We start from the raw sequence: 12,535 nt of genomic DNA on the forward strand, positions 1-12,535 counted from the left end.
GCCAGAATAGATTACTCATGTTATACCCCTGAAACTCAGGGGTTTGAATCACGCAGCCGAGATGACGGCAACCAAATTAATGGGTCCAGAATCTAATCACTTCGTCCGGGGAATGTTGCGAGGAAAATCTGGTGAACCCAGCAATATCCATCACGAGCGCCGTACCAAATGATTTCTGAGGTTTCAGCGGAGCGTTGTCGTCAATGAGCTTCTTTGCGATTTCTTCTGGCAGGTATTTGCCAAGAAGGTCCGAAACGTGTTGTCTCTTTGCGCGTTCCCGACCGCGCTCCAGATCAGCTTCAACTTGCGCAAAGAAGACCGCTCGGCTTCTGAATACAGCAATTGCTAAAATGCACGTCGCAAACAGCAGCATTCCGGTTTCTTCGATGCGATTGCCGCGACCAATAAAGTCAATGGAAAGAAAGAAAGCCTCATAGGTTTGGCGGGTGGCCATCGCAGACATATCTGCCCATGACAGCGTCCGCTCCATTGGTAACGTGACCCAAAAGAATGCCGCCCACCATCCAAGCACGCAAAGGCCCCCAGTCCAGAGCACGAGACGCCAGGAAAGGCTGAGGCAAGCCAATGCGACAATCGGAAAGAGGTAGTATATTCCATAAGCGCGGAACGCGATGATCTGTGGCACGTCGTCGGCCCTGCTGATGGGGACGAGCGCAAAAAGTGAACAGATCGCCAGTGAATCCAGTGCGTAAACGGCATATTTGATCCACGGCCTGTCATAGCTGGTACCAATCAACACGAGATGGGTGACACCAATGGCAGTGAACGCGAACAACGCGAAAGTCGTGACTTGGCGCGTACTGAATTCAGGAAACAACAGTGTTGAACCCAAGTACCAGAAAAATGCTGCAGCGGTGATAGAGGTGCGACAGGCAATCGCCAAGCGTAGTCCGCGCTGCTCGGCCTTTGTGAGTCTTCTTTCGGACTCCAGTGTGAATTTTTGCGCGTCGATTTCGGTCAAATCTGGCTCCGCCGAATAGGAGTTAAGTCAAATACATTCGTCGCAGGTTACAGAGGTTTCTGTTTCCAATGTGAATAATACCAAAGTGTATCGTGACTGACATTCATGCCTTTCTGACCAACGCACGAGAAAACGCAGATGAAGCGCACCCGTTTTGACCCAAACTCCTCTGAGGACCAAAACAACCTAGCAAAAAAGGCCTGACTTGAGACCGCGTTGAGAAACAATAGCCTCTGTGTGGTTGTAACCGGGCTAACCAAGGCAGAACAGCGACGTAACTTTTATGCGGAGAAAAACACTCAGTTTTGCAGGTATTCCCAAGCTTGAGATATGACAACTGACCCTTCACCCACCGCAGAGGCAACGCGCTTGACCGACCCGGCGCGTACATCGCCCACGGCAAAAATGCCGGGACAAGACGTCGCGAAAGTTGATCCGGCATTGGCCTCGTTGCCCGTGACCACAAAGCCGCGTGCGTCCAACTGGCAGCTCTGTGACAGCCATTCGGTATTGGGTGCAGCCCCAACCATCACAAATGCGGCGCTGCAATCGAGTGGCCAGTCTGATCCGTCATGCTCAATGATGACCCTGGACATGGATTTGTCCCCAAGAAGTGTCTTTAGCTGGGACTTGTAGTGGATGGTGATCGCCGGATCCGCCTCTAACCTTGACAGCAGGTAATCGGACATCGATGCAGCCAAGCTGTCTCCTCGCACCAGCACATGGACATGTTTTGCTGATCGCGACAGGTACATCGCTGCTTGCCCCGCAGAGTTTCCGCCCCCAACCACGACGACATCGGTGCCCTTGCAATAGCGCGCTTCCATCTCGGTTGCAGCATAGTAGATGCCCAAACCCTCAAAGTCCTTCAGTCTTTCCAACGGCAGACGCCGGTACTGGACCCCCGTGGCGACTACGACCGAGCGTGCCCTTAGCTTTTGCCCATCATCCAGCGTTACACAAAACACGCCATCGGATTGACGTTGCAATTGTTTGGCCCGTTTTGGGCGAACAAATCGGGTGCCAAACTTCATGGCTTGGACTTCCCCTCGCCATACAAGGTCTGCACCCGAAATGCCTGTTGGAAAGCCCATGTAGTTCTCGATCCGACTGGATGTCCCAGCCTGCCCCCCAACCGCGAGGTCCTCCACAACAATCGCAGACAGCCCTTCCGCACCAGCATAGACCGCAGCCGCGACCCCGGCCGGACCACCTCCAACAATCAAAACATCTATGACCTCTCGACAATCGTAAGACTGTTCGAGCCCGAGCAATCGGGCGACCTTGGCTGGGGTCGGGTTGTCAACCACCAGGCTGTCACCAAAGATAACCGCGGGCTGATGGCCTGTCAGGTGACAGGACTGCGCGACCTCACATGCGGTCTCAGAACCCAAATCCATCGTTTGGAATGGGATCTTGTTTCGGATAGCAAACTCTTCGATTTGACGGATATTGCGATTCAGGTCAGCGCCAATCAGTTTCAGAGAGCTGTCGTTGTCTTCGATTTGACGTCGGCGACGTGCGGAAAAAACAGTGATGATGATATCTGACATTTCCGGAATGCGCGACATAGCGTCCAGCATCTTCTCGCGCGGCACAGAGATAGCGTGCGTGTCCTCTCGCGCCCGCATCGGCAGCGAGTAAACCCCGCCGCTGAGAAACGCGATCTCTCCCAGAAACTGCGTCGGCCCAAGAGACGTCGGTAGATAAGCCTCTCGCGTTTGAGGATCAATTACCTCAACCCGACCGTCGACAATGTAGATAAACTGGTCCATTGGATCACCGACCTCGGCGATCATCTGGCCTGCTTCAAAACTCACTTCGGTGCCCAACGCTTTCAAGGTTTCGACATGGCTCTGGTGCAAAGGCGTTCGCGTCATTTCGCGAAGGTCGGCAGCTAGGCTTTCCATGTGCAGTTCTCCTGATGATCGGCGCTGTTACAAGACCTAGCGGCTATTTCAAGATTTTCACCCATTCATTCGACACTGACGCTTCCGCCACAGACCTGCGGACGTTTTGTATCCTGCTTCCCGCGCACTGAACGTTTCAAGTGCGTCTGTCACTGCACCATTGGCTTACGTCGTGGCTTGTCGCATCGGGAATAGCGTGCGCATGGCAACGTAGAAAACAGGTGTAAAGAACAGCCCGAGCAAAGTTACGCCGGACATGCCAAAAAACACCGCCGTTCCAAGCGCCTGTCGCATCTCAGAACCGGGGCCGACTGCGATCATCAAGGGCACAACGCCGAGAATGAACGCGAATGCAGTCATCAGTATTGGCCGCAAGCGCAGTTGGCTGGCTTCGACGGCGGCATCAATAGCTGACAACCCACGTTCTTCCTGCGCTTGCTTGGCGAACTCCACGATAAGAATGGCATTCTTTGCAGCAAGCCCCACAAGAACAATCAATCCAACCTGCGTCAGGATATTGTTGTCCATACCTCTGAACATAACCCCCAGCATTGCGCCCAGCACTGCGAGAGGAACAATCAAAATAATAACCATCGGAAGCGTCCAGCTTTCGTAGAGCGCCGCGAGAAACAGAAAGGCAAACAGCACCGAAAAGGCGAAAATGTAAGCTGCCGTGTTGCCCTGATTGCGTTCCTGCAGGGCGAGTTCGGTCCACTCGTATTCCAGACCGGGTGGCATGACTGCCTCTGCAAGGGCTTCCATTTCAAGCAATGCCTGCCCCGTCGACACACCGGGCGCTGGCGACCCCTGAACCGGCACAGACACCTGTTGATTGTAGCGCTGAACCAAGGCGGGGCCGGCGGTTTCACGGACGGTAACTAGGGTGCCCAACGGAACCAAGGCTCCTGTTGCGGAACGAACTCGCAGACTTCGAATATCACTTTGGTTCAGACGGAATGGCTCGTCCGCCTGCGCACGCACCTGAAAAAGACGACCGAAAGCATTAAAATCGTTCACATAGGCAGACCCGAGGTTGATTGAGAGAGCTTCGAATATTTCGCCAATCGGGACGTTGAGCATTTGTGCCCGAACGCGATTGATCTCAAGATACAGCTGTGGTGATCCGGACGAAAAGGTCGTGAAAACGCCCTGAACTTTATCCGACTGGCTGGCACTGCCCATCACAGCATAGGCAGATTGCAACACGCGGGACATGTCTGCGCTTTCAAGTTCCTGAAGCTGAAGCTTGAAACCGCCACCAGTGCCAACCCCACGGACCGCCGGAGGTGCAATGGCGATGATAAAGGCTTCGCGCAGGGCCTGCATCCGGCCAAAAAGCTGGCCCACAATGGCACCTGCTGTCAGCCCGTTTTCCTGTCGGCTTTCAAAGCTCTCGAAGGTGGTGAAAATCACACCTTGACTGCTTGCATTGGTAAACGTCGCCCCGGAGAAGCCCGCAAATGCCACGGCGTTTGTGACCCCGGGCGTTTCCAATGCTATCTCAGTCGCTTGCTTGATGATATCGTCGGTCCGGTCCAGTGCTGCACCATCTGGCAGTTGCACCACAACGATGGCGTACCCCTGGTCCATTTCCGGTATGAACCCGGTCGGCACTTTTGTCGTGATCCAGTATGTTCCGCCCATCAATCCGGCAAAGACCAGCAGAACAATGCTGCGGATCCCGGTTGAACCAGACAGTGCGCGCACGGTCCGACCATAAGCGGACGCCATTGCATCAAACCCTCTGTTGAACCCATTGCTGAGCGGGTCTGTGACGAAGGCCAAAGGGTTTCGTGTTGGTGCACTGGAGTTTGGCCTAAGGATCACGGCGGCCATCGCCGGCGAAAGGCTGAGTGAGTTGATAGTCGAAATAATTGTTGCGACGGAAATCGTGACAGCAAATTGCCTGTAGAACTGGCCGGTAATACCGGGCACCAGAGCGGCTGGCACAAAGACAGCAATCAGAACCAGTGTCGTTCCGATGATTGCATTTTGGACTTCATCCATGGTTCGGGCGGACGCATCTTTCGGAGACATGCCGTTTCTGATGTTTCGTTCAACGTTTTCGACCACAACGATGGCATCATCCACGACGATACCAATAGCCAGAATGAGCCCGAAAAGCGTCAGCAAATTCAAAGAGTATCCAAGCGCCAGCATCACAGCAAATGTCCCGATGAGCGATACGGGAATAGCGATCAACGGTATGATGGCCGTTCGCCAGCTCTGAAGAAAAACAACGATCACGACAACAACCAGCAATACCGCTTCGAACAAAGTTCGATAGACCGCGTTCACCGAGGCTTCGATGAATTCTGTAGGGTTGTAGACTACCTGATACTCAAGCCCGGATGGGAAATCCTGTGACAGCTCTTCGACAACGGCTAAGATCTCATCCGCCGACGCCAATGCGTTCGATCCCGGTCGCTGAAAAATACCTAGGGCCACAGCCGGTTTGTTGTTCAGGTACGAGTTGGTCACGTAGGAGCGCGCTCCGATCTCAACCCGCGCCACATCCCTAACTCGTACGACGCGCCCCTCGTCAGTCGACTTAACGATAACGCGACCGAATTGGCGTGGATCTTCCAATCGACCTTGCGTTGTGAGCGTTACCTGAAAGGCGCTGTCGGTGGCATTGGGCGGTGATCCCAAGGAGCCACCCGAAACCTGAACGTTTTGTTCGCGCAGCGCCGCAACGACATCTCCTGACGTCAGCCCAAGTGAGCCAAGCCGGTCCGGGTCCAACCACACGCGCGCCGAAAACTCCCGTTCACCGAAAATAATCAGATCGCCAACACCATCAAGACGCACAAGGCGGTCTCTGACACGCGAACGGGCGTAGTTGGATACATAAAGCTGGTCAAAGGTCTCATCGGGCGAGAGCATATGGATGACCATCATGAGATCGGGTGAAGACTTGTTGGTCGTGACGCCGAGCGCCCTGACCTCCTGCGGAAGGCGCGGTTCAGCGATAGCAACGCGGTTTTGGACAAGAACCTGGGCAGCATCGAGATTGGTGCCCAGTTCAAACGTTATCGTCAGCGACATAGACCCGTCAGCCGTCGAATATGACGACATGTAGAGCATGCCCTCAACACCGTTGATCTCTTGCTCCAACGGGGTCGCGACCGTGGCGGCAATTGTCTCAGCGTCTGCTCCGGGGTAGCTCGCCCTGACCACAATCGATGGCGGCGCGATTTCCGGGTACTGCTCGACGGGCAGTTCGAAATACGCGAGCAACCCAACGATGGTTGTAACAACCGCGACAACGATCGCAAAGATGGGGCGAGTGACAAAGAAACGTCCCATATCAGTTTTCTGCGGCCAGCGGCAGTTCGACCAATTCCGCAGCAACGACGCTGCCCGGACGGGCCCGAACAAGACCTTCTATGACCAGAGTCTCCGAACCGTCCAAACCTTCACGCACGACCCTGTAGCCGTCTATTCTGGGTCCCGGTCGGATTTCCTTTGGTATGACATTGCCTTCAGCATCCACTGTCATCACAAGTCTTCGGTTCTGATCGGAAGCAATCGCCTCATCCGGGATCAGGATGCCTTCATAGGGAAGCGACCCCGGAACGTTGACGCGTCCGAATAGACCGGGTGTCAAAAGCTCATCTGGGTTGCGCAGAACTGCGCGTACGCGCATCGTACCAGTTTCATCATCAATGCGATTTTCTGAGAAATCTAATATTCCGTTCTGAGGCGGTATGCTTCGGTCAGCGACTGTTACTTGAACTTGAAGATTGTCCGCGCCTTCTTGCAGAACAGACCCCCGGGCACGCGCGTCCCGCGCGTATGCCAGAAAATAGCGTTCATCTATGTCGAAATAGAAATAAATCGGGTCGGTCGAGACGATCGATGTCAACAGGGTGTCTTGGGCTATGATCAGGTTTCCTGGATCAATCCGGGCCTGGTCGATACGTCCTGACATTGGCGCTCGGATTTCCGAGTACTCCAGATCAAGCTCGGCCAATTCCAGTGCAGCGCGCGCTTGTTCCAACGCACCCTGCGCCGCAAGAAAAGCTTCGCGACGTTGGTCCACCACGCTCTCCGCGATATTGCCATTTCTGATCAAAGCCTCGGCGCGTTCCAACTGATCAGTCGTGAAGGCACTTGTTGCCTCGGCGATGCTGATCTGTGCCCGAGCTTGTCTCAATGCAGTGCGAAACTGACGCTGGTCAATCGTAAAGAGCAAATCACCCTCTTCGACGAGACTTCCGTCCTTGAAATGCACCTGATCCAGAAAACCTGAAACCCGCGCTCGGACGTCAACGTCAGCCGCGGCGCCAAAGCGACCGACAAATTCATCATCTTCAACTATGGACTTCACAATCGGTTTTGCCACCGTCACGGGTGGAGGACTCTGCTGAGCCACAAGAGCGCTGGAGAGGGCGATCAACAGAATATTGGCGATGTGGAAAACCCTGATGATCATTTTCATGCCCCCGCGATTGAAGATGCCCTAAGGTCAAATCTGCCACCAAACACTTTAGAGCGTTCTAGCACAAAGGGTCTAGTTCATTTGATGTCAGTGATCATTCTGCTCGATTTCTGGACCACATGCAGCGAAATACGACTAATTTGTTTGCAATAAGTGAAGTTTAGGTTCGGCCCAGAGGAGACATCCAGAGCACCACTCGGATGCCCCATCGTCAGCTCGTATAGCGGACATTTGCCGCGTGCCTGCGGGATTTCGAGTTCGTCTTTGGCTTAAGTATTCGAACTGCGATTGGGAGACCTGAAGCGAGTTCGCCTGAACCATCACAGCAACCGGGTAAGTTTTGCGAGCGGGTCACATTTGGGCCTCGGTGCCGCGAATACTCCGTGCCAACAGCAGTCTCTTCGCCCATCTCTTCTCCATGAAGGTTCGCGAGTACAGCCAAAAAATATTACGACCACCCGTTTGCGGAATAAACTCGCGGGAATCAAGACAATCAACATGATCCGCTAGGGGCAGATTGGACCTTCGACAAGAAGATTCCGTCAATTTGCAGAGCACGATTGCTATATCCACCCGCTCATAGCGATAGCCTGGAAACGTACCAAAGTTTGCGATACCGCCCATCTTCCGTTTACATTGTCGGCAAAAAGGCCGTGCAGGTCACTCTGGAGGACGCCCAACAATACACTTACATGGAAGGAGGCCATCATGGCACATAGCGTCGAATCCCTCATGGACTTGAGTCAGGAGGAACTGGACGAATTGTTCTCCAGCGTGGCGGCCGGGGATATTCCCGACGGCGAGGCTGAAGGGACTGCCATCGTGGCTCCGGGCACCAGGTTCACACCACTGATCTCGCGCTTCATCAACAGCTTTGCCTGGCAGGGCAAAGTTTTTGACCAGCAGAAAGGCGTACTACGCAACCGAATCCTACCGTTCGGGCTCAATGCGATTTTGGCCAAAGTCTACAAGGACACAAGCTGGCTTGATGGAAAGGAGTGCATCGTATTGGACTACTCCGATACGTCGCTGCTCGCGCAATGGATTCGCGACGAAATACGTGCCGTTGGTCCCGGTCTCTATCTGGGTAAAGTCTATTGGGACGACAATCGATTGATCGATTTTGCGCTGGACTTCAATGCCGATACGTCATCGCCCTAAATGTGGTAGACTCGTCCCGCCATGACGCAGCAAAACACATTTCTGATTTTGGCCCCTGTCGATGAAGGGCGGATTGATGATTTGCGCGCGCTGCTGTCCGAAATGGCCGTCAAACCCGGGCTTGCGGACCCGAGGAACCCGATTGTGCCCTTTGCAGAGTTTGACCGTCTGCATGTCGCACGGTTCTTTCTTACTCAGGTCGACACATGGCGCGACATCGAAGCCTACAATGTGGAACCGCGCCCATTTCCACCGCATCTGGCCTTTTTGGGTGATGTGGACGGAGATCGGGACAGCTTTCTGGACGAGTTGGCAGATCAGGCGGGTGAAGGATTGCGGCGGATCTTTTCACATTGCGAGGGTTTCCACGGAGACACGGACCTGTGCGATTGGATGGTCCAACACAACGTGGTTGAGGCCGCTAACTACGTGAACATGCGTGGCCGCACCGTTCAGCAGGTTAACGAAGAAGCGGCACTTGCCCGAGCACTGAATACGGAATTGCGCGCGCTGGTAGACGCGCATGGTACGGATGATGCCATTCTGCTGCACGAGCGTTTGCAGGAATTCGTCTCGACCGAACAGCGGGCAGGGCGTCTCCGCCTGACGCCTCCGCAGCCAGCGCCATTGTTACAGGTTGCCGCCGATTGGATCGAAAAGATCTCGGTGCCCATGGTGCTGCTGGTTATTTCGCCCGTTGTTTTGCTGGCGTCGCCGTTGTTGCTGTGGTGGTTGCGTCGGCTTGAACGGTCGGACCCCGAAATCCTGCCGCGCCCAGGCGACGCACATATTGCTGAAATGGGGACCTTTGACGATCACGATGTCACCAACCCGTTTACTGCGGTTGGCGATCTAAAACCCGGTGGTTTTCGGCGCGCGATCACGACGGTTGCGCTGTATCTTCTGAATTACGCTGCCAAACATATCTTTCCGCGCGGCTACCTGACCCGCGTGCAGACAATCCATTTCGCGCGGTGGGTCTATTTCGACAACAAACGCCGGGTGATGTTCTGCAGCAATTACGATGGGGCATTGGAAAGCTACATGGACGATTTCGTCAACAAGGTCGCCTGGGGGCTCAACCTCGTGTTTTCAAATGGCGTTGGGTATCCAAGTACACGGTTTCTGATCAAAGATGGGGCCGAGCAAGAGAGCAAGTTCAAAAGGTTCCTGCGCAACCGTCAGCAAGCCACGCTGGTGTGGTACAAGGCGTATCCTGGTCTGACGGCAATCGACCTCGACAGGCACTCACAGATACGCGCTGGGCTTGAGCGGCGCCCGCTCGGGCTGCGAGCATTGCGAAAATGGCTGGCAAAAATATGAAAGAAAACGGGGATATCCCGGTCACACGGCCCGACTTTTCCGACATGCAGGGCCTGGTCCGTTTTGGTCATGGCAAACTGACCGAAGCCGAGTTTCTACTGCTGACAGTCTTGGACGTGCAGGTTGCGCAGGATTGGCTGGCAACCGCGCCGATCACGTCAGCCGAGTGGATGGACACCCCCCCGGAGACTGCACTGCAAGTTGCCTTCACAGCCAGCGGATTGCAGGCGCTTGGGCTACCGGATGCGGTTCTTTCTCAGTTTTCGCAACCGTTCCTGGCGGGGATGGCAGGTGAAGCAAGCCGCACCCGACGGCTTGGCGACACCGGCGGGAATGCACCGGAAAACTGGGTCTGGGATGGCAGTGAGGTCCACGTTCTGTTGATGCTCTATGCGCGCGAGGGTGGGCTGGGTTCCTTGAAATCAACTCTGATGGATGGCGTTTTCAAAGATGCGTTTGACATCGCCCAGGCACTGCCGACACGCCTAAATGACGGCATTGAACCCTTCGGATTTGCTGACGGTATCAGCGAACCAAAAGTGGATTGGGATCACCAAAGCCCGCCGCCAAAGCACGGCCGCGAGAAATACGCCAACCTGATCGCACCGGGTGAGATCGTTTTGGGCCATGTCAATGAATACAAGGAAGTCTCACCTGCGCCTCAGATCAATGCTGACGACGGGGATCGCGACTTCGGGCGCAACGGTAGCTATCTGATCCTGCGCCAACTGGAGCAGGACGTGGCGGGGTTCTGGCAGTATATGGATACGGCAGCAAACGGGGACGCGGCGCGGCGCGAGGCGTTGGCGACCGCCATGGTGGGCCGAGCGCGGGACGGCACGCCTTTGATTAGGGGGCGGCGTGAGATTGAAGGCGGGCGAAAGGGGAACAATTTCACCTATGAGGATGACGTCGATGGCGTCGTCTGCCCGGTCGGCGCTCATATCCGGCGGGCCAACCCGCGAACCGGTGACCAACCACCTGGCGTTGATAGTCGATGGGCCTGGCTTACCAGCACTCTCGGGTTCCGGCGGAGACGTGATGGCCTGCCGGGTCGGCACGATCTTGTCGCCTCGACGCGTTTTCACCGTCTTGCCCGTCGTGGACGTGCTTATGGCCCGCCGCTGTCTCCCGAACAAGCGCTGTCGGGCATGCCTGACACCCAAGAAGCAAGGGGGCTGCATTTCATCTGCCTCTGCGCCGACATTACGCGTCAGTTCGAGTTCGTTCAGAACGCATGGATGTCTTCCCCGACGTTCGATGGTCTGCATGGCGAGGCGGACCCCATCGTCGGCAGCCGCGAAACTGTCGGTGGTGTGCCATCAGACAGTTTCAGTATTCAAAGCGCGACCGGCATTGCAGAGCGGCTCGAAGGCCTGCCCCAATTCGTGACCGTCAAGGGCGGCGGCTATTTCTTCTTGCCCAGCTTGCGCGCAATACGCTTTCTCGCAGAGCAGAAAGACTAGGAGATATTCATGCGCGCCATCCTTCTTGTCATTCGCCGTTTCTTGCACTCCCTGCTTCAGATCGGGCTACACTTTGAACGCAGGCTCGAGCCGTTTTTCCGCCCGCAACTCAACCGCCTCTTGCGCGACCGCGCGGCACGATTCCTTCAGCGCCTCAAGAACCGCGCGCGTCCAAACCTCGGGCTTGGTGTGGCTGAGGAGAAAATATTCGATTGGGAAGAAGAGGCGCTGCAGACGATCATCGACGAGATGCGCGAGCAGATGAACCTGCATTTCCAACCCGGTGCCTACGAACGCGGCGGGAATACAAAAACCCATGGGCTGGTGCGCGCGACCTTTACTGTGAAGTCCGATTTGCCCGAACACCTGCGCAAAGGCGTGTTCGCAGATGAACGAAGCTATCCGGCCTATATTCGCTTTGCCGGGCCCGGCCCCGACGTGCCCGAAGATATCCGCGATGTCGGGTTTGGTTCCATGTCAGTCAAACTGATGGACGTACCCGGCCCGAAGCTGATGGAAGAAGAGAAATTCACGCAGGACTGGCCCGCTGTCGTCACGCCAACATTTGTCACACCAGACGTGCGCGAGAATGCCAAGCTGCAGTATTGGAGCACCATAGACGAGCCGATCTGGTATTTTCTGAACCCCAAGGATACGCACCTGATCGACTTTCTCATGCAGGGTCTGTGGAACGAAACACAGTACAATCCGTTGGGCCAACGCTATTTTAGCTGTGTGCCGTATCTGCTGGGTGAAGGGCAGGCCATGCTCTACTCCTACAGGCCTTTAACGGATGTGCCGATGGATATTCCCGGTGTCCCCTTCGGACGCGTGCCCCCGAACTATCTACGAGACAACATGGCACGCGCGCTACGCGCGGGTCCTGCCGAGTTCGAGATGCTGGTTCAGATTCAGACCGACCCGCATCTGATGCCCGTGGAGGATGCCTCGGTGCTGTGGCCCGAAGACAATTCGCCTTGGATACCGGTCGCGCGCATCCATATCCCTCAGCAGGATTTCGACACGCCTGCCCAGATGTCTTTTGCCCGAAACCTGCGAATCAACCCCTGGCATTCCTTGCCCGAACACCGCCCACTGGGCAACCAAAGCCGTGCGCGGCGGCGAATGTACCAAGAACTAGCGGCGTTTCGCCAGAAAATGAATAAAGCTGACCACGTCGAACCCGATGGGACAGAGACGTTCGAATGACAATACCACCGATCTGTTGCGAGTTTTGGGAACGGCAAGA

The 12,535-nt window shown here is 55.4% G+C and carries 8 protein-coding genes; 4 read left to right on the plus strand and 4 right to left on the minus strand.

Going from position 1 to position 12,535, the window contains the following annotated elements; translation table 11 throughout:
• Positions 1-76: 76 nt before the first annotated feature.
• The 4 genes from ACR0JE_RS15695 to ACR0JE_RS15710 all read right to left on the minus strand — a co-directional run bounded on the left by ACR0JE_RS15695 (position 77) and on the right by ACR0JE_RS15710 (position 7,330).
• Positions 77-982: a hypothetical protein gene (locus ACR0JE_RS15695; RefSeq protein WP_480864822.1), complete on the minus strand. Its 906-nt coding sequence runs from the start codon at positions 980-982 to the stop codon at positions 77-79.
• Positions 983-1,281: 299 nt separating this feature from the next.
• Positions 1,282-2,892 carry an FAD-dependent oxidoreductase gene (locus ACR0JE_RS15700; protein WP_480544885.1) on the minus strand — a complete coding sequence of 537 codons (1,611 nt, stop codon included), beginning with the start codon at positions 2,890-2,892 and terminating at the stop codon, positions 1,282-1,284.
• A 165-nt stretch (positions 2,893-3,057) separates the two neighbouring features.
• On the minus strand, positions 3,058-6,201 hold the full coding sequence (locus ACR0JE_RS15705) for an efflux RND transporter permease subunit (protein ID WP_480864823.1): 3,144 nt from the start codon (positions 6,199-6,201) through the stop codon (positions 3,058-3,060).
• Position 6,202: 1 nt separating this feature from the next.
• Positions 6,203-7,330 (minus strand): efflux RND transporter periplasmic adaptor subunit, encoded by a 1,128-nt coding sequence (locus ACR0JE_RS15710; RefSeq protein WP_480864824.1) that lies wholly within the window; start codon positions 7,328-7,330, stop codon positions 6,203-6,205.
• A gap of 714 nt (positions 7,331-8,044) precedes the next feature.
• Between ACR0JE_RS15710 and ACR0JE_RS15715 the strand changes: the two genes are divergently transcribed.
• Genes ACR0JE_RS15715 through ACR0JE_RS15730 form a run of 4 tightly spaced genes read left to right on the plus strand, consistent with a single transcriptional unit; the run spans position 8,045 to position 12,495 of the window.
• Entirely contained in the window at positions 8,045-8,497 is a 453-nt protein-coding gene (locus tag ACR0JE_RS15715) for a hypothetical protein (RefSeq protein ID WP_480864825.1), read from the plus strand.
• Between the two features lie 21 nt (positions 8,498-8,518).
• Positions 8,519-9,820, plus strand: coding sequence for a hypothetical protein (locus ACR0JE_RS15720; protein ID WP_480864826.1), 1,302 nt, complete (start codon positions 8,519-8,521; stop codon positions 9,818-9,820).
• Positions 9,802-11,286 (plus strand): Dyp-type peroxidase, encoded by a 1,485-nt coding sequence (locus ACR0JE_RS15725; RefSeq protein WP_480864827.1) that lies wholly within the window; start codon positions 9,802-9,804, stop codon positions 11,284-11,286. The genes ACR0JE_RS15720 and ACR0JE_RS15725 overlap by 19 nt, the downstream gene beginning before the upstream one ends.
• Positions 11,287-11,295: 9 nt before the next feature.
• Positions 11,296-12,495 carry a catalase family protein gene (locus ACR0JE_RS15730; RefSeq protein ID WP_480864828.1) on the plus strand — a complete coding sequence of 400 codons (1,200 nt, stop codon included), beginning with the start codon at positions 11,296-11,298 and terminating at the stop codon, positions 12,493-12,495.
• Positions 12,496-12,535: the final 40 nt, after the last annotated feature.

The sequence above is a fragment of the Ruegeria sp. H3 genome (genome assembly GCF_056533095.1).